The organism is Paraconexibacter algicola (assembly GCF_003044185.1).
Taxonomy (GTDB): domain Bacteria; phylum Actinomycetota; class Thermoleophilia; order Solirubrobacterales; family Solirubrobacteraceae; genus Paraconexibacter; species Paraconexibacter algicola.
Map to the genome: position 1 here is coordinate 2,526,939 of NZ_PYYB01000001.1, position 16,382 is coordinate 2,543,320.

The following is a 16,382-nucleotide window of genomic DNA, read 5'->3' on the forward strand; positions in this document are numbered from 1 at the left end:
TCGCTAGAGTGCGCGCCGTGTCTAGCCGTCAGGAGCAGAGGGCCGCGCGTCGCCGAGAGCGCGAGGAGCGGGCCGCCGCGGAAGCGGCCGAGCAGGCCAAGCGTCAGCGGCTGCGGCAGGCTGCAGGCGTCGTCTTCGCGGTCGTGGCTGTTGGCGGCATCGCCGCTGCGGTCGTCGTCGGCGGCAGCAGCGGGTCCGGCCCGCAAGCGACCGGAAGCGGCGGTGCGGCTGTCCCCATCCCGCAGCAGAAGATCACCGATCTGGCCGAAGCGGCGAAGGCCGCCGACTGCGAGCTTCGCGAGCAACTTCCCAACGAAGGCAGCGACCACGTTGAGGGAGAGGTCGACGGCTACAAGACCAACCCGCCGACCTCGGGTCCTCACAGCGTGACGCCGGCCGAGGACGGCGAGTACTCCCCGGGCAACGAGCCCGCCAAGGAGAACGTGGTCCACACGCTCGAGCATGGCCGGATCGTCTTCCAGTTCGCGCCCGGCACCACGAGGGCCGACCAGGGCAGGCTGTCGAGTCTGTACTCGGAGGACTTCAGCGGCGGCAACGGCTATCACCAGGCGGTGATGCAGAACAACACCGACATGCCGTTCAAGTTCGCGGCCGCGGCCTGGACCAACTACGTCGGGTGCCCCGGGCCGCTGAACTCGGCGACGATCGACACGCTGCGCGCCTTCCGCGCGAAGTATGTGGACAAGGGACCGGAGCTGGTCCCCTGAGCGGTCAGGGCCGGATGGTTCCGATCCCGGGCAGAAAGCGGCCGGCTCTCGCCGCGTACGCGCGGTAGTCATCGCCGTGCAGGGCGAGCAGGTGTGGCTCCTCGACGACGCGCACCTGCAGCTCGACAGCGACGACCAGCAGGACGAGCGCCGCGAGCGCCGGTACACCGGGCACCATCAGCGCCAAGCCCGAAGCGCTGAGCAGCAGCGTGCTGAAGAACGGGTTGCGCACCCTGGCGAAGACGCCGTCGCCGACCAGGGCGGTCTGCTCGTCTGCCGCGACACCCACCCTCCATGCGGCGCCCATGGCCCGCTGCGCCACGACTGAGCCGACCGACCCCGCGGCGAACAGTCCGACTCCAAAGGCTTGGACGACCGGAGCGTTGAACAGGTTCGAGAGGCCGAGCAGTCCCGCGACCGGTGCGAGGAGTCCGAGCGCGAGAGCGACGGCGAACAGCACGCCGCCGAACCACGCCGCCGAGCCCGGGCGACCCGTGATGCCGCGCCAGCCGGCGGTCCCGGTTTGCCGCTTGAGCAGGAGCGCGCGACCGGCGAACACCACGAGCAGGTAGAGGAGGAAGAGGCCAAGGGCCAGCGCGTTCATCCCGCCACCTTGGCCCCGTCCCGCGGGACGCGCACATTGCCCTTCTGGGGATACACGACCTCGAGCAGGCGTCCGTCGTAGATTGCGCCGACGTGCGCGTCGGTACCGAGCGCCAGGAGTCGTCTGCGGACCGACGAAGTGAAACGAAGCTCCTCCTGGTCGCCGACGTCGACGACCTCACGGACGTCTCTGCCGGTGGCCACGGGGTCGGTGCCGACGATCGCGATCCAGCAGGCGCGGCCGGGAGGGTGGTCCTCTGTTCGAACCGCCATGCGCCCGGGCGCTTCCCGAGCCGCCTCCTCCGACTGGCAGAGCGCCCGTGGCGCGGCGCGCTGCCAGTTGACGATGGTGAGCTTGCTCGAGCGCAGGTCGCGCTGCGGCTCGTCGCCACCGCAGCCGGCGATTGCGGATGACGCTGCGAGGACGGGGAGGATGTACCGCATGCCTCGTAGGTATATCGCAATGAACGTTGGAATGTTATCGGGTGCGTCATTGCACGACGAGATCGGTGAACAGCACGGCTTCGACCTTCACGTCTGTCGCGCGGTTGATCGTCGCGCAGAGTCTGCGCTTCAGGCGCGCACGACCTCGTGTAGTCGCTAGCCGCCTCGCCGGCATGTCGGTGAGGGTTTCCGTGATGATCGCCCGTACCACCGCCTCCTGCTCGAGCGTTCCGAAACCCGGGGGTGGCTTGGCTGGCGCGCCCTTCGGAGTCGTGCGGGGGGCACTGACGAAGTCGTGCTCCAGCACGAGTGCGACGCCAAGTTTCGCGAACCTGCCCTCTTCCAAGGCGATCAGGAACTCGCGCGGGAGCACATAGACCTCGCCTTCGACCTTCGGCGGAGGGCCTGCCGCCGCCGGTTTGCCAGGCGCGAACTTGTACCCGGCGCCCGCAAGCAGCAGGACTATCGGGAGTGCGATCTTCAGGACGTTCACCGTATGCCGTGACATCGGGCCACCCGTCGATGGTTGTATCGGGGCTGGACGGATCTCCTAGACTGCGTAGTAGATGAAGGTCGGCGTCGAGATCGAGCGGGCGTTGGAGATTGATCGCTCCCTCGAGGCCCCCGGCCAGTCGTGGGCCGCGTATGCCTGGCTCCTCGGGGCAGCCCATCGACTCGGGTGCTACGAAGTCAACGTCCTGGTTTCGAGCTTCCGGGTATTCCGGCGCCTCGGACCGGCTATCGGATCGGTCGAGGCCCGCGCACTGTTCGACCTGCCCCACCGCTATGCGTTTGGGGGTGTCGTCGTCCGCGGGGTGTCGTGGCGCGGCGGGTGGCAGGTGCGTGGTCCGGCGCTGGTTGTGGGTGCGGACACGGCTCGAATCACGGCTGTCGAGGACGCCGGAGTACCAGCGGTTGTGGCGGTCACCTCCGATCCGGGTGCGCTCGATCTGTGGATCCATGTACATCGGCCGCTCGCCCTGGGCAGGACGCGCCAGTCGGTCAAGGTCTCGCGCGAGCCGCTGCCCGAGGTTGTCGTCGCGGCGCTCCGTGCGGCCACGGACCTCGTGAACATCAGGGACCGGCTGCTCGCCGAGGCTCATGCGCGCCGACTGGCCGGCGCGCTGGTCGCACTCCGGGCCGAAGGGCACCGGGTGCCCCCGGGAGATCTCGCCAGCTTCTTCCTGACGGTGGGATGGGGGAGTCGCCTCGCGCTCGACGGCGCCGCGGTGGGGCGCCGGGTCTGGGACGGCGAGACGCCGCGCCACGATCCGTGGCGGCTGGGTCGCGACTCCGCCCGACGCTGACCGAGACGCTGGCACGGCGCATCTCCTATGCTGCGTAGTACATGGGCATCCGGCCGACAGCACTCCGATGATCGGCATCGGTCTGGGCATCGTCGTCTATGTGGTCCTGGCGACGTTCGTGCTCTGGCTTCGCCGGCGCGGGACCGACGACGGGTCGGTGAGTTTCGCCGCAGTCATCGCGACGTGGCTCACCTATCTCGTGCACGCCGACACCGTCGTCGCAGCCGCCTTCCTCGATCCGTGGCGGATCCCGGTCAACGAGGACGCGGCCCTCGTGGCGGGGGTCATGACCGGCTGCGTCGGCCTGACGGCGTTCGTGCTCTCGAGCAGGACGCTGCTGTCCGGGGCACAGATCTCCGAGCTGCGTCCTAGGCGGCTCGTGACGACGGGCCCATACGAGCGCTGCCGCCATCCGCAGGATCAGTCCTGGATCCTGCTGCTGCTCGCGGTCTCGATCATCGGTCGCTCGCCGCTCGCCCTCGTGGTCGTGCTCATCTTCTTCTGGTTCCTCACGCGCTTGTGGCAGCAGGAGGAGCAGCAGCTCGAGGGGTGGTTCGAGGAGGAGTGGGTCGCCTACCGGGCGCAGACCCCGGGCTTCGTCGTTCCGGGCCGAGGGTCCCTGGCTGGTGTGGTGACGCACCCCGATCCCCGATGAGCGCTGCGGGCGCAGTGCACCGTCGGGCGACCGTCTCGGTCGCCGTGCTGACCGCGCTGCTGCTGTCGGCGTGCGGTGGTGGGACGCCGGAGGGCGGCAACGGCATCCGCGGGGGAGGAGCGGCGGCCTTCAAGGCGCATCTGGCGAGCCTCGACGGGACCCCCGTCGTCGTCAACCAGTGGGCCTCGTGGTGCGCGCCATGCAGACAGGAGTTCCCCTATTTCCGCGACCAGGCCCGCGAGCGCGCCGGGAAGGTCGCCTTCGTCGGCGTCAACTCCATGGACAGCACCGACGACGCGGCCGACTTCCTGCGGGAGAGCCCGTTGCCGTTCCCGCAGTTCGCGGATCCCGACGCCGACGTCGCCCGGATCTTCCGTGGCGGTCGGGCCTGGCCCACCACGGCGTTCTACAACGCCGGCGGCGAGCTCGTCTTCACCCACCAGGGCGCGTACCGAAGCGAGGCCGACCTCGCCGCGGACATCGAGCGCTACGCGGTCGACGGTGGTTGACTCCCCGAGCATCGCGCTCGCGTTCCTGGCCGGCCTGGCGTCGTTCCTCTCTCCGTGTTGCCTGCCGCTGGTGCCGGGGTATCTCGCGGCGGTGTGCGGGCAGGGACCCCAGGACCGCCGTCCCACCGCCGCGGCGATGTGGAACAGCCTGCTCTTCGTCGGGACCTTCTCGTTCGTGTTCATCGCGTTCGGCCTGAGCGCGACCGCGCTGGGCGGCTTCCTGTTCGACAATCAACCGCTCCTCAACAAGCTCGGTGGCGGCGCGATGATCGTCATGGGCGCCTTCTTCATGGCGACCCCGTTCGTGACCAGGTTGAACCGCCAGTGGATCGTCCAGGGACTGGCGGTCCGGGCGAGTGGGAGCGGGCCGGTCGTCGCCGGAGCTGCGTTCGCCGTCGCGTGGACGCCGTGCGTCGGACCGACGCTCGGCGCCATCCTCGGGCTTGCCGCCACGACCAGCGGGACGGCGGACGGCGCCGGGCTGCTGGCGGTCTACTCAGCGGGTCTCGGAGTGCCGTTCCTGCTCTCCACGCTCGCCTACGAGAGGCTCTCGCGGACCTTCGCCTGGTTCGCTCGACACCACCGCGAAGTCCAGGTGCTCTCGGGTGCGGCGCTGGTGGCGATGGGTGCGCTGGTGTTCTCTGGTGAGCTCTTCCGGCTGAACATCGAGATCCAGCAGGCGCTCGACGGGCTGGGTCTCAACTTCTGGAAGAGCATTTGAGCGCTCAGCTCCCGGCCTGCAATCGGCGGATGTCGGCGGCGATCCCAGCGCTGCTGGTGTTGGCGAGGGTGTATCCGACGCGCTGGAAGCCGCGCCGGTCGATGAGCACGAGGCGTGCGTGATGCTCGGTCTCGGCCGTCTGCGGCTGGACGAAGAAACCCTTGTAGACCGGACTCATCGCGTCGGCATCGCCGAGGAGGAACCGCGTGCGGCCGAGCATCCGCTGCTCGAGCAGGAACCGCCGGGCGCGGGCAGCCGTGTCGGTCCGCGGGTCGGCCGAGATGGCGAGCGTCGGGATGTCCCGGCCGAGCTCGTCGAGTGCTCGGCGGATCAGCTGCAGCTGCGGTCCGCAGCTCTCGTCGCAGGTGGAGTACACGAAGGTGGCGAGGACCACCTCGCCTCGCAGTCCGGCCATGGTCACGGGGGCGCCGTCCTCGTCGCGCAGGCGGAAGTCCGGTGCGCGGATGCCGGCGGGCAGCATGGCGCCGCTGAACACGCTCTCCGAGGCGGCGGTCTCGTCGGGATCCTTGCGGTCACCCAGGAGCAGGGACCCCAAGAGCACGAAGTTGAACACGACGAGCAGCAGGACGAGGACGAGCCGCAGGCGGGGGGGCATCACGTGCCGCCCCCGGCACGCCGGACCGCATCCCGAAGGAAGCGGTCGTCGGTCTGGCCGCGGCTGATCGCCACCACCCGCCCCTGCGGGTCGATCACGAAGGTCTCCGGGAGGTTGCGGGTGCCGAACTGCGCGGCGAGCTTCGTGTCGACGTCGCGGACGATCGGGAAGCTGAGACCGAGACGCTGCACGAAGCGCTCGGAGTCGGTGATCGCGTCCTGGAAGCTCGGGGCCAGAACGGTCCCCCGCCCGGTGGCGACGAGCTGCTCGTGGATGCGCTGGAGCGCTGGAGCCTCGACCTCGCACGGAGCGCACCACGAGGCCCAGAAGTTCAACACCACCACCTTGCCGCGGTAGTCCTCCAGCGACCTGGTGCCCGGGCCCTCGAGACGCGGAAGGTCGAGAGAGCTGCCGGGGGCCGCGGGGCGTTCGCCGCGCTGGACCGCGTCGTCCAGTGTGGTGTTCGGCGACTGGAGGACCAGCCCGTATGCGAGCAGCGCGAGAAATGCGGCCGCGAGCCCCAGGCCCAGCACGGAGAAGAGCGGTCGCCGACGAACGATCATGCGCATGACAACGTACTACGCAGCGTAGGATCAGGTCCCATCGCGGTCGCGGGTCGGCGCGATGACGCGCTGGATACTACGCTGCGTAGTGCATACTCCGGGCGTGCTCCTCGGCCGTGCCCTGATGATCCTCGGCCTGCTTGCCGCACTCGTCGGGATCGCGGTCGCCGTCCGCGCGCACCGCACATCCGACTTCCGGATGCTCCAGGTCGCCCGGCGGTCGGTGCTGGCGGTCATGGGCCTCGCTCTCGGAGCAATGCTGCTGCTGGAGATCGCCTACGTCCGGGACGACTTCTCCTACGCGCTGGTCGCCGGGAACTCCAGCGCGACCACGCCGCTCTACTACAAGCTGACCGCCGTGTGGTCGACGCAGGCAGGGTCGTTGCTGCTCTGGCTCTGCGTGCTGTCGGTCATGAGCGCCTTCGTGGTTCGCGGGGCCACCGTTGCTCATCGGCACCTCGAGCCGATCGTCCTCGGCGTGCTGCTGTCGGTCTGCGCGTTCTTCGCCTTCCTGATGGTCGTGTACGCCAGCCCGTTCGAGGCGAGCCCGCAGGGCACGACGGTGGGCGCCGGTCTGCAGCCGCTGCTTCGCTACCCCCTGATGGCGCTGCATCCGATCGCGCTCTACATCGGCTACGCCGGGGCGACCGTGCCCTTCGCGTTCGCGGTCGCGGCGCTCGTCACGGGCCGTCTCGGCCCCAGCTGGCTCGTCGCCGTCCGGCGTTACGGGATGGTCGCCTGGGCGTTTCTCGCCGCCGGGCTGGTCCTCGGGTCTCGGTGGTCCTACGCGGAGCTCGGGTGGGGCGGGTTCTGGGGCTGGGACCCGGTCGAGAACGCCGCGCTGCTGCCCTGGCTGACGGCGACGGCCTTCATCCACAGCTCCGTCATCCAGGAGCGCCGCGGCATGCTGAAGGTCTGGAACGTGTCGCTGGTGGCCGCGACGTTCATCCTGTCGCTCGTCGGGACGTTCCTGGTGCGCTCGGGGATCCTGGACTCCATCCATGCCTTCGGTGCCTCGACGCTCGGCGTGCCCTTCCTCCTGCTCATCACGATCGTGCTCGGAGGGTCGGTCGCGCTGATCGTGTGGCGTCGGCCGCTGCTGCGCAGCGACCACCGCCTGGACGGTCTGCTGTCGCGGGAGATGGTCTTCCTGCTGAACAACGTGCTCCTGGTCGGGCTCGCGTTCGTGGTGTTCTGGGGCACGTTCTTCCCGTTGATCAGCGAAGCCGTCACCGGCACGAAGTCCGCGCTGGGTCCGCCATGGTTCGAGATCTACACGGCGCCGCTCGGCATCGGTCTGGTCCTGCTGCTGGCGATCGGCCCGAGCCTGGCATGGCAGGCCACCGCGTGGCGTCTGTGGCTCCGGGCGCTCAGGGCGCCGGTCGCGCTCGGGCTGGTCGTGGCGGCGGTCGCCGTCGTCGCCGGGGTGAGCACCGCGAGCACCGTGGTCGTGGTCCTGGGCGCCACGGTCGTCCTGGCGACGAGCGCGCAGGAGCTGCTGCGTGCCGGACGGGCGCGATCGACGGCGACCGGACACCGGGTGCCGGCCGCCGTGCTCGCCGTCGTGTCCCGCAACCGCCGGCGCTACGGGGGCTACCTGACGCACATCGGGTTCGTGGTCATGCTCGCCGGCGTCGCGGTCGCCGGTGCGTCGTCGACGGGGAAGGACGTGCGGATGCGTCCCGGCGACAGCGTCAGCGTCGCCGGCTACCGCGTGAACTACGAGCGACCCGTCGCCCAAGTGCGCAGCGAGAAGATCACGTTCGGGGCACGTCTCGGGGTCTGGGAGAACGGCCGCCGGCTGGCGACCCTGTCCCCGGCGCGCGAGTACTACCCCTCGCTGGACGTCGGGTCCAAGGGGGTCTTCGGACGGTTCTTCGACGGCGAGGCCACCAGCGAGATCGGCATCCGCGCATCCCTGGGCCGGGACCTCTGGGTCGCGGCGTCTCCGGACCTCCAGACGCTCCGCTCCCCGATCGACGAGGCCAACCGACGCTTCGCCACGGTGCCGCCCGCGGCGCAGGCGCTCATCATCACGGCGATCGCGGAACGCTACGTCGTGCGAGCCCCTGCGGTGACGTTCCGGGTCATCGTGCGATCCGGGGTCTCCTGGATCTGGATCGGTGCGTGCCTGATGGGCGCCGGGGCCTTCCTCGCCCTGCGCCTCCCGCGCCGCGTACGCGCCCGCGGCGGCCGTCTGCGTCAGGCGGTCTCGCGGTAGGCGAGCAGCCGCAGGGCGTTCCCGACGACCACCAGCGTCGAGCCCTCGTGGACGAAGACCGCCGGCCCGATCCCGAGCCCCAGGAGCGTGGCCGGGATGAGGATCGCGACGATGCCGAGGCTCACGATGAGGTTCTGGTGGATGATCGCGTTGGTCGTGCGTCCGAGTCCGACCGCGAACGGCAGCCGACGGAGGTCGTCCCCCATCAGCGCGATATCGGCCGTCTCCAGGGCCACGTCGGACCCGGCCGCGCCCATCGCGATGCCGACCGTGGCCGACGCGAGCGCGGGCGCGTCGTTGACGCCGTCGCCGACCATGCCGACGGATCCCTGCGCGCGGAGGGCGGTGATCTCGGTGACCTTGTCCGCGGGCATGAGGTCGCCGCGCGCTTCGTCGAGCCCGACCTCAGCCGCGATCGCGGTCGCGACCCGCTGGTTGTCGCCGCTGAGCATCACCATGCGACCGACGCCGAGGGCGCGGAGCTCCTGGACCACGGTGGACACGCCAGGGCGGGCCGTGTCCATCACGCCGATGACACCGAGATACTCGTCGCCGTGACGGACGACCATCGTCGTACGTCCGGCGGCTTCGAGGCTCTCGACGAACGCGCCGATCTCGGCCGGGGGCGTGGGCCCGTCGATCTCGGCGAAGAGGTCGAGCTTGCCCACGTGGATCGGGAGGCCGTCGAGCGTCGCGCGGACGCCGCGCCCGATGATGCTCTGCAGCCCGGAGGCCGTCGGCGGCGGCTCGGTGAGACGCGCGGCGGCGTCCCGGACGATCGCTCGGGCGAGCGGGTGGTCGCTGAGCCGCTCGACGGCGACAGCGGCGCGGAGGAGCCGGGCCTCGGGGACGTCGCCGCCGGCGACCACATCGGTGAGACGAGGCTTGCCTTCGGTGATGGTGCCCGTCTTGTCGAACGCCATCGCCTGCAGGGATCCGAGATCCTCGAGCGGTCCACCTCCCTTGACGAGCACACCGCTGCGGCCGGCCCGCGCGACCGCGGAGAGGACGGCACTCGGTGTGGCGATGGCCAGCGCGCACGGGCTGGCGGCGACGAGGACCGCCATCGCCCGGTAGAACGCGTCGCTGAAGTCCTCGCCGGTGACGAGCGGCGAGCCGATGAGACCGACCACGAACAGAATCACCGCCGGCACGAAGTAGCGCTCGAACCGGTCGGTGAACCGCTGGGTGGAGGACTGCCCGGTCTCGGCTTCGCTGACCAGCTGGACCACACGGGCCAGCGTGTTGTCGGCAGCCCGCCGGGTGACGCGGACGTCGAGCGCGCCGCTTCCGTTGATCGTGCCCGCGAAGACCCTGCTCTCGGGGGCCACGCCGTCCGGGGCGTCGGCCGCCCGGGACGGGTCGTCCACCGGCTGCTTGTCGACCGGCACGCTCTCCCCGGTGATCGGCGCCTGGTCGACGCTGCTGGTCCCGAGCACGACGAACCCGTCGGCAGGGATCCGGCTGTTGGGGCGGACGATCACCGTGTCGCCGACGATGAGGTCCTCCACCGCGATCTCGACCTCGGCGTCGTCGCGACGGACCAGTGCGGTCTTCGGCGCGAGCTCCGCCAGCGCCTCGATGGCCCGCTTGGCCCGGCCCATCGCGTAGTGCTCGAGGGAGTGGCCGAGGCTGAAGAGGAACAGCAGCAGACCGCCCTCGAAGAACTTGCCCAGGGCGGCGGCGCCCACGGCGGCCACCAGCATGAGGAAATCGATCTCGAACCGTCCGGCGCGGACGCTCTGATACGCCTCTCGCAGGGTCAGCGACCCGCCGAAGACGTAGGCGGCGAGGAACAGGCCGGTCGGCAGCGCGCCATCGACGTCGGCGATGTTCTCGAGCAGCCAGCCGGTCAGGACGGCGACGCCGGCGAGGAGCGCGAAGACGATCTCGGTCCGCGCACCGAAGATGTCGAGGACGCCCCCGTGATCGTGGTCGTGATCGTCGGTGGACGGGGGCGGTGCGCTGGTGGACACGGCGCCAGCCTAGACTACTACGACGCATAGTAATGAGTCTCAGCATCGACTGAGCAGTAGCCAGGATCCGGTCCGTCCGACGATCGTGTCCGTGGGGGCGCCGGTCCGTGAGGTGGGGCGGACGGAGCGGTCGAGCGCCGCGAGCCGCCGGATGCGGTCGGTGGCGGCCACGACGGAGAGACCCGCCACCTGCCCGCGGTACAGCCGGACCGAGGCGGCGCGGACGTCGAGCTCCCGGGCGATCACCGGCACCTGTCGATGGCCCTCGACCGTGATCGGCCGGCATCTGCCCGACCGCCGGGCTGCGTGCGCGGTCGCCTCGAGGTCCCGCTCGATCGTCGTCTGAGCGCGCAACGACGATCGCAGTCCGGACAGGCGGTCGAGCTGCGCCGGCGCGACGGCGATGGTGATGGCGGCCAGCGCGACCGTGGCGACCAGCACGGCGGGCCGGTCTTTCAGCCGGACCCGTCCGGCCGCGCCACCGACGAGAACGATCAGCACGACCGACGGCAGCAGCAGGTATCGCCCGATGACGGGTGAGCCCGCCAGGACCAGGCCGGCGAACGACAGGAGGCTCAGCAGCCCCAGGGCGGCGAGCACCGCGGTCTGGCGATCCGGGCGCCGTGCCAGGACGAGGATCGCGAGGACGCTCCCGGCGAGGACCGGTTCCCGGACGATCTCGCCGATGCGTCGCGGAGCCGTCGTCAGCAGCGCTCCGAGGCCGGTGTCCCGCCCGAGCGCCTCGACGTTGGCACGGGTGCCGGTGAGCGACCACAGCGGATCACCGGTCACCAGCAGGTCGCACAGGGTCCAGATGACGACAGGAGCCGCGGCGATCGCGACGAGCGCGCGCGGGAGTCGGCGGTCGAGCCGCCACACCCAGGCGACGTGCACCGCGGAGAGCAGCCACGCCTCCGGCCGCACCAGGCCACCGGCGGCCAGCAGCCCCGCCACGTGGTGCGCGGGCGCGTCGCGCGCCAGGGCACGCGCGGCGCCGAGTGCCAGCGCGACGAACAGGACGTCCAGGTACCCGCGCGTGCCGAAGGAGAGCAGCGGCACCGAGGAGAGGACCAGGGCGACGGCGACGGCGCCCGCCATCCGGCCACCGATCGCTCGCGCGCACGAGAACGCCACGACCGCGAGCGCGCCCAGGGTGAGGAACGACAGCACCCTGAGGCCGGTCGTCGCCTCGTCTCCCAGCGGGGAGAGGACGAGCCCGAGCAGCATGGCCAGGGGCTTGGGCGTCGGCGCGAGCGGGACGACGAACTCCGGGTTCATGCCACGGGCGACCTGCTCGCCCCAGAGCAGCCCGTAGGCGGCGTCGTAGTTGACGAAACCGCCGTCGAAGAGGGACCACAGCGCTCCGGCGACGAGCGCGACGGCCGCCGTCGCGCGGGCGATGGGGCGGGCGTCCACGGCGCGGCAATCTACTACGCTGTGTCAGAGGTCGCGCGCTCACACCCCCGCACAAGGATCCCATGAGCACCAATCTGAAGATCAGCGGCGCGCTCGTCGTCGTCGCTCTCGCCGTCGTCCTCGGTCTCGTCATCGCCGGCGGACAGTCCGACGAGCCCACAGCCGCCAAGCCCTCGCCCGACACCGTCGCGTCGACGCCCGTCGTCCGCGCGGACACGCACAAGCTCGACGTCGCCGCCGACGGGAAGGTCACGCTCGTCGAGTTCCTCGACTTCGAGTGCGAGGCCTGCGCCGCGGTCTATCCGCTGATCGAGGAGCTCCGCCAGCAGTTCGCCGGCCGGATGACCTTCGCGATCCGCTACTTCCCGCTGCCGGGCCATCGCAACGGCAAGATCGCCGCGCAGGCCGTCGAGGCGGCGTCCAAGCAGGGCAAGCTCGAGCCGATGTACAAGCGCATGTACGAGACGCAGAAGGAGTGGGGGGAGTCCGAGGACTCCAAGAAGGACGTCTTCCTCGGGTACGCCGAGGACCTCGGGCTGGACATGACGAAGTTCCGGGCGGACCTCGAGTCTCCGGCCACCATCGCGCGGATCGAGAAGGACATGCAGGACGGCGCGAACCTCGGTGTCGTCAGCACTCCGACGCTCTTCCTCGACGGGGAGATGATGAACCTCCAGTCCGCCGAGCAGCTGCGGGCCGACATCGAAGCTGCGTTCAGCGCCCGGTGAGCATCGACCCGATCAGGAATGCCCCCGCGTTCCTCGACCGGGTCGTCGGCTGGGTCCTCCTTGTCCCGGGGGCGATCGCACTCGTCGCCGCGATCGTCCTCATGGTCGAGAAGGTGCGGGTGCTGGAGGACCCCACGCACGTCCCCGCCTGCACGATCGACGCCGTCCTGGCCTGTGGCTCGGTGCTGTCGTCGGACCAGGCCGAGGCGTTCGGCTTCCCCAACCCGCTGATCGGGATCGCCGGGTTCGGTGCGATCACCGCATTCGGACTGGTGCTGGTCGCGGGCGGCAGACTCCCGCGCTCGGTGTGGCTGATCACCCAGGCCGGAGCCACATTCGCGGTGGTGTTCGTGCACTGGCTGATCTTCCAGAGCGTGTACCGCATCGAGGCGCTGTGTCCCTACTGCATGGTCGTCTGGGCCATGACCATCCCGATCTTCGTCTACCTGACCCTGGCGAACGCCACGTCCGGGCGCCTTGCGGTACCGGACCGGCTGCAGGGGGCCGTCGCTCGTCTCGCCGGGCTGCACGGGGTGGTGCTCACGGTCTGGCTGCTGGCCGTCGCGGCCGTCATCGCGCAGGGGTTCTGGGACTACTGGATGGACAAGCTCTGAGGCTCAGACGCCGTGGCGCTCCGCGCGCTCGTCGGCCCGGTCGGCCTCGCCCAGGGCCCGGATGAAGAGGTACGCCAGGGCGATCCCCATCACCACCGACTGCTCGATGGCCATGATCGCGCCGGCGAGGGTCTGGTCGTCGAGCGCGCTGAGGCCCCAGTACCGCGGCCCCTCGGCGTACACGTCGTACAGCGGTCGTGGTGCGAACGTCAGGAAGATGCCGAGGATCCCGACCAGGACCTTCGTCACGACCATGTAGACCACCGGGCCCAGCCCGCCGAGCGCGTGCCGCGATCGGATGGGGGACAGCAGATGCCACCAGTAGAGGGCACCGCCGAACGTGAATGACAGGTGCTCGAGGATGTGGACGGTCGACGACTCGACCGCGGCGTCATAGAGGGCCGGGATGTGCCAGATCCACATCACCCCGATGTAGAGCAGGATCGCGAACACCGGTCCCGCCCACCATCCGGCCTGTCGTTCCAACGGCTGGAGCAGGCGGGTGACCGGCCGGAGGAGGACCTTGGTCAGGCCGAGAATCAGCAGGATCGGGACGACGTCCAGGAGCAGGACGTGCTGCACCATGTGCATCGCGAACAGCTGCTCCCCGAGCGGGTCCAGCGGGGAGAACAGCGCGGCCGCGAGCGCGGCGACGCCGGTCAGGAACACCAGCAGGCGCCAGACCGGGGCGTCGCGACTGCCCGAGGCGGTGCGACGGACGGCGCGCCAGCGCCACCCGTAGGCCCCGAGCAGCAGGAGGACGAGCAGCAGCGGGCCGGGCGCGACCGACCAGGAGGCGTCCGGTGTCGTCAGCTGAAGCTGTCCCAACGGCGCAGCTCCGGAAGCGGATCCACGCCCTCGCCGCCCGTGTACCACCCCGGGGCCGTCCACAGCTCGAAGTGCAGGTGACAGCCCGAGGCGCGCCCGGTCTGCCCGACATAGCCGATCCGCTGACCCGCCCGGACCCGCTGGCCCTTCTTCACGAGCGCGCGATCACGCATGTGCATGTACGTGTAGGAGCGGCCGGTCTTGTCCTGCAGCACGACGTAGTTTCCTGCGCGCGACTGGACCGCCTCGAACTGCACCGTGCCGGGCCTGGCCGCCACCAGTGGGACCCCGCAGCGCGCGAACATGTCCTGGCCGCCGTGACCACGTCCGCCGCCGAAGTCGTTGGTCGCGGACTGGCCGAGATCGTGCTTTCCGCGGATCGGAAAGATCGCGTCGTGGATCTGGACGGCGGCGGAGCTCGCCTGTGAGGCGGTCGGCTGACCCGCGAGACGCAGCACGTACCGGCCGGCCGTGACGACCTCACCCCCGACGGTCCCGTCCCAGCGCAGCTCGCCGCTTCCGGCCGCGACCGGCCACGACCGCATCACCTGCCCGGAGTCGAGGCGGACCGCCTCGACCGTTCCTGCGACGGCCGCCGTGTACTGCAGCAGCATCCGCTTCCGCGAGCCGGCGATCAGCGCTTCGCCGGGCGTGAGGTCGGTGGTCGTGCCGGTGACGTCCGCCTGCGGGACCGGGGTCGTGAGGATCCGCAGGCGCCGGGTACGGCTCGAGCCCCCGGCGGGACTCACGAGGCGCAGGGCGCCGGTGCGGGCGCCCCTCGGGACGGCGACCGTCAGTGACGTCGCGGCGGCGAAGCTGGGCGTGGCGGACCGGTCGTCCTTCGTCCCGTTGGCGCCCTGGAACACCACGCGCGTCACGCCGTCCATCCCGGTGCCGGCGATCGTCAGGGTCTGGCCACGGCGGCAGGCCCAGCTCTCGCCGGACTCGCACGTCGCCGCGGCGGCGGTTGCCGGGTCCGGGATCGCAGCACCCCCGGGGCCGGCCGCGCCGAGCGCGACGGTGGGCGACAGGAGCGCCACGGTGGGGGCCAGGACGGCGAGGGACAGCCTGCTGTAGGTCAACGCGAATCTCTTTTCGTCTGCCTACGGGGTTAGCTGACGGACTCGCGCGGAAAAGTCGCGCTACGACACCTGGTCGATTCGCCCCTGGAGTGGGTCCCCCGCTCGTCCGGACCGTGGCCCGGACGACTCGGCGCTGCTATGACGGCGCACACCATACTACGATGCGTCGTAGATCATGCGCCGACACCTCCTGATCCTCGGCCTCTGCGCCGCGACCTTCGCCGGCTGTGGCGGGAACTCGCCCTCCGACGGGGCGTCCGTCGAGCCGCGCGGACCGTCGTCAGCAGCGCTGCGGGCGAAGCTGGCCGAGGCGACGTCGGTCGACCTCGCCCGGTTCCCGAAGCCGGGCAAGATGACGCTGGACGAGCTCAGCCAGGCGCTCGACGGGACCGGCCCGCAGGTCGCCCTGGGCACCAGCATCTTCCCGTCCGCACGCACGCGGCTTGCGTTCGGGCTGATCGACGAGCAGACCGGGTTCGTCTACGCGCCGTCGGTCGTGTATCTGGCCAAGGGCAAGTCCGCGCGGGTGCTCGGCCCGTTCGCCGCCCCGGCGGACCTCCTCGTCACCGATCCGCCGTTCCGCTCCCGACAGGCGGCCAGCGAGAAGGATCCGTTCGCCGCGATCTACGACGCCCGCGTCGACGTCGACGGTCCCGGGACCTACAACGTCCTGGTCGCCAGCGACATCAACGGCAAGCTCATCGGGTCAGGGACGCAGATCAAGGTCGTCGACGCCAAGGCCGACGCCGTCCCGGACGTCGGAGAGCGGGCCCCGCGCGTGGCGACGGACACGGTGGAGTCCTCCGGCGGCGACCTTGCCGCGATCGACACCCGTCTACCGCCCGACGACCAGCACGAAGAGAGCCTCGATGCGGTGCTGGGCAAGAAGCCGGTCGCCATCGTCTTCGCGACCCCGCAGCTCTGCGAGTCGCGCGTGTGCGGGCCGGTCGTCGACATCGCCGAGCAGCTCAAGGCCACCTACGGCGACCGCATGACCTTCATCCATCAGGAGGTCTACGTCGAGAACGCGTTCGACAAGGGGCTCCGCGCGCCGCTGAAGGCGTTCAACCTCCCGTCGGAGCCGTGGCTCTTCACAATCGATGCGCGCGGCCGCGTCGCAGAGCGGCTCGAGGGATCCTTCGGCTTCCGCAGCTTCGAGGCCGCGATCAAAAGGGCACTCGACGCCTGACCGGCGCCCGCTTCGATCTCGGGTCCGGCTCGATCGAGCGGGCGAGATGGATCGAGACCATGTCGCCGCACGGTTAAAAGGTTTCACTCCTGCGGTGAGGCGCTCCGCGAACGTACTACGTATCGTAGTACGTGATGTCGCCTTCGCCGGACGTCCGACTGGTCGCCGTTTTCGGGGCGCTC

General features: G+C 70.5%; 18 protein-coding genes and 1 riboswitch. Of the genes, 9 read left to right on the forward strand and 9 right to left on the reverse strand.

The genetic code is table 11. The features are described from left to right. Nucleotides 1–17: 17 nt before the first annotated feature. Nucleotides 18–728 (forward strand): DUF3105 domain-containing protein, encoded by a 711-nt coding sequence (locus C7Y72_RS11955; RefSeq protein WP_158276818.1) that lies wholly within the window; start codon nucleotides 18–20, stop codon nucleotides 726–728. A 4-nt stretch (nucleotides 729–732) separates the two neighbouring features. Here the strand turns inward: C7Y72_RS11955 and C7Y72_RS11960 are convergent, their stop codons facing one another. Genes C7Y72_RS11960 through C7Y72_RS11970 form a run of 3 tightly spaced genes read right to left on the reverse strand, consistent with a single transcriptional unit; the run spans nucleotide 733 to nucleotide 2,268 of the window. After that, entirely contained in the window at nucleotides 733–1,332 is a 600-nt protein-coding gene (locus C7Y72_RS11960; RefSeq protein ID WP_107568947.1) for a methyltransferase family protein, read from the reverse strand. After that, nucleotides 1,329–1,775 carry a hypothetical protein gene (locus tag C7Y72_RS11965; RefSeq protein ID WP_107568948.1) on the reverse strand — a complete coding sequence of 149 codons (447 nt, stop codon included), beginning with the start codon at nucleotides 1,773–1,775 and terminating at the stop codon, nucleotides 1,329–1,331. Before C7Y72_RS11965 ends, C7Y72_RS11960 begins: the two co-directional genes overlap by 4 nt. Before the next feature lie 46 nt (nucleotides 1,776–1,821). After that, on the reverse strand, nucleotides 1,822–2,268 hold the full coding sequence (locus tag C7Y72_RS11970) for a flagellar basal body-associated FliL family protein (RefSeq protein ID WP_158276819.1): 447 nt from the start codon (nucleotides 2,266–2,268) through the stop codon (nucleotides 1,822–1,824). A 73-nt stretch (nucleotides 2,269–2,341) separates the two neighbouring features. On the opposite strand from C7Y72_RS11970, the gene C7Y72_RS11975 reads away from it, so the two are divergent. From C7Y72_RS11975 to C7Y72_RS23315, 4 genes are all read left to right on the forward strand, one after another. Then, nucleotides 2,342–3,082, forward strand: a complete 741-nt coding sequence (locus C7Y72_RS11975) for a DUF1889 family protein (protein WP_107568950.1) — start codon at nucleotides 2,342–2,344, stop codon at nucleotides 3,080–3,082. Nucleotides 3,083–3,149: 67 nt separating this feature from the next. Continuing rightward, nucleotides 3,150–3,737: a methyltransferase family protein gene (locus C7Y72_RS11980; RefSeq protein WP_107568951.1), complete on the forward strand. Its 588-nt coding sequence runs from the start codon at nucleotides 3,150–3,152 to the stop codon at nucleotides 3,735–3,737. After that, nucleotides 3,734–4,246 (forward strand): TlpA family protein disulfide reductase, encoded by a 513-nt coding sequence (locus C7Y72_RS23310; RefSeq protein ID WP_107568952.1) that lies wholly within the window; start codon nucleotides 3,734–3,736, stop codon nucleotides 4,244–4,246. The genes C7Y72_RS11980 and C7Y72_RS23310 overlap by 4 nt, the downstream gene beginning before the upstream one ends. After that, complete coding sequence (locus C7Y72_RS23315; protein ID WP_158276820.1) at nucleotides 4,239–4,967, forward strand: cytochrome c biogenesis CcdA family protein; 729 nt, start codon at nucleotides 4,239–4,241, stop codon at nucleotides 4,965–4,967. Before C7Y72_RS23310 ends, C7Y72_RS23315 begins: the two co-directional genes overlap by 8 nt. A gap of 4 nt (nucleotides 4,968–4,971) precedes the next feature. On the opposite strand, the gene C7Y72_RS11995 is transcribed toward C7Y72_RS23315, so the two are convergent. Together C7Y72_RS11995 and C7Y72_RS12000 are read right to left on the reverse strand one after the other, a co-directional pair. Beyond that, nucleotides 4,972–5,583 carry an SCO family protein gene (locus tag C7Y72_RS11995; protein ID WP_107568953.1) on the reverse strand — a complete coding sequence of 204 codons (612 nt, stop codon included), beginning with the start codon at nucleotides 5,581–5,583 and terminating at the stop codon, nucleotides 4,972–4,974. Continuing rightward, on the reverse strand, nucleotides 5,583–6,146 hold the full coding sequence (locus tag C7Y72_RS12000; RefSeq protein WP_158276821.1) for a TlpA family protein disulfide reductase: 564 nt from the start codon (nucleotides 6,144–6,146) through the stop codon (nucleotides 5,583–5,585). The genes C7Y72_RS11995 and C7Y72_RS12000 overlap by 1 nt, the downstream gene beginning before the upstream one ends. A 103-nt stretch (nucleotides 6,147–6,249) precedes the next feature. Between C7Y72_RS12000 and C7Y72_RS12005 the strand changes: the two genes are divergently transcribed. Continuing rightward, the gene (locus C7Y72_RS12005) at nucleotides 6,250–8,367 is read left to right on the forward strand and encodes a heme lyase CcmF/NrfE family subunit (RefSeq protein ID WP_158276822.1); all 2,118 of its coding nucleotides are present in this window, start codon (nucleotides 6,250–6,252) and stop codon (nucleotides 8,365–8,367) included. Here the strand turns inward: C7Y72_RS12005 and C7Y72_RS12010 are convergent. Together C7Y72_RS12010 and C7Y72_RS12015 are read right to left on the reverse strand one after the other, a co-directional pair. Next, nucleotides 8,349–10,343: a heavy metal translocating P-type ATPase gene (locus C7Y72_RS12010; protein WP_107568956.1), complete on the reverse strand. Its 1,995-nt coding sequence runs from the start codon at nucleotides 10,341–10,343 to the stop codon at nucleotides 8,349–8,351. The two genes, C7Y72_RS12005 and C7Y72_RS12010, sit on opposite strands and share 19 nt — an antisense overlap. Before the next feature lie 39 nt (nucleotides 10,344–10,382). Further along, nucleotides 10,383–11,759, reverse strand: coding sequence for a hypothetical protein (locus tag C7Y72_RS12015; RefSeq protein ID WP_107568957.1), 1,377 nt, complete (start codon nucleotides 11,757–11,759; stop codon nucleotides 10,383–10,385). A 62-nt stretch (nucleotides 11,760–11,821) separates the two neighbouring features. On the opposite strand from C7Y72_RS12015, the gene C7Y72_RS12020 reads away from it, so the two are divergent. Both C7Y72_RS12020 and C7Y72_RS12025 read left to right on the forward strand, forming a co-directional pair. After that, nucleotides 11,822–12,487 carry a DsbA family protein gene (locus C7Y72_RS12020; protein WP_107568958.1) on the forward strand — a complete coding sequence of 222 codons (666 nt, stop codon included), beginning with the start codon at nucleotides 11,822–11,824 and terminating at the stop codon, nucleotides 12,485–12,487. Then, nucleotides 12,484–13,101, forward strand: a complete 618-nt coding sequence (locus C7Y72_RS12025) for a vitamin K epoxide reductase family protein (RefSeq protein ID WP_107568959.1) — start codon at nucleotides 12,484–12,486, stop codon at nucleotides 13,099–13,101. Before C7Y72_RS12020 ends, C7Y72_RS12025 begins: the two co-directional genes overlap by 4 nt. 3 nt (nucleotides 13,102–13,104) lie before the next feature. Here the strand turns inward: C7Y72_RS12025 and C7Y72_RS12030 are convergent, their stop codons facing one another. Continuing rightward, complete coding sequence (locus tag C7Y72_RS12030) at nucleotides 13,105–13,929, reverse strand: cytochrome c oxidase assembly protein (protein ID WP_233243816.1); 825 nt, start codon at nucleotides 13,927–13,929, stop codon at nucleotides 13,105–13,107. Continuing rightward, the gene (locus C7Y72_RS12035; RefSeq protein ID WP_199223928.1) at nucleotides 13,911–15,011 is read right to left on the reverse strand and encodes a peptidoglycan DD-metalloendopeptidase family protein; all 1,101 of its coding nucleotides are present in this window, start codon (nucleotides 15,009–15,011) and stop codon (nucleotides 13,911–13,913) included. The genes C7Y72_RS12030 and C7Y72_RS12035 overlap by 19 nt, the downstream gene beginning before the upstream one ends. A 2-nt stretch (nucleotides 15,012–15,013) precedes the next feature. After that, nucleotides 15,014–15,154, reverse strand: a riboswitch (cyclic di-AMP (ydaO/yuaA leader). Between the two features lie 32 nt (nucleotides 15,155–15,186). Here C7Y72_RS12035 and C7Y72_RS12040 point away from each other — a divergent pair. Then, on the forward strand, nucleotides 15,187–16,200 hold the full coding sequence (locus C7Y72_RS12040; protein WP_107568960.1) for a hypothetical protein: 1,014 nt from the start codon (nucleotides 15,187–15,189) through the stop codon (nucleotides 16,198–16,200). Nucleotides 16,201–16,382: the final 182 nt, after the last annotated feature.

Excerpts from the sequence above, each read along its gene's own strand:
- C7Y72_RS11975 (WP_107568950.1), top strand. The coding sequence starts at position 2,342 with ATGAAGGTCGGCGTCGAGATCGAGCGGGCGTTGGAGATTGATCGCTCC.
- C7Y72_RS11960 (WP_107568947.1), bottom strand. The coding sequence starts at position 1,332 with ATGAACGCGCTGGCCCTTGGCCTCTTCCTCCTCTACCTGCTCGTGGTG.
- C7Y72_RS12020 (WP_107568958.1), top strand. The coding sequence starts at position 11,822 with ATGAGCACCAATCTGAAGATCAGCGGCGCGCTCGTCGTCGTCGCTCTC.
- C7Y72_RS23310 (WP_107568952.1), top strand. The coding sequence starts at position 3,734 with ATGAGCGCTGCGGGCGCAGTGCACCGTCGGGCGACCGTCTCGGTCGCC.
- C7Y72_RS11995 (WP_107568953.1), bottom strand. The coding sequence starts at position 5,583 with ATGCCCCCCCGCCTGCGGCTCGTCCTCGTCCTGCTGCTCGTCGTGTTC.
- C7Y72_RS12040 (WP_107568960.1), top strand. The coding sequence starts at position 15,187 with ATGCGCCGACACCTCCTGATCCTCGGCCTCTGCGCCGCGACCTTCGCC.
- C7Y72_RS11965 (WP_107568948.1), bottom strand. The coding sequence starts at position 1,775 with ATGCGGTACATCCTCCCCGTCCTCGCAGCGTCATCCGCAATCGCCGGC.
- C7Y72_RS11980 (WP_107568951.1), top strand. The coding sequence starts at position 3,150 with ATGATCGGCATCGGTCTGGGCATCGTCGTCTATGTGGTCCTGGCGACG.
- C7Y72_RS12000 (WP_158276821.1), bottom strand. The coding sequence starts at position 6,146 with ATGATCGTTCGTCGGCGACCGCTCTTCTCCGTGCTGGGCCTGGGGCTC.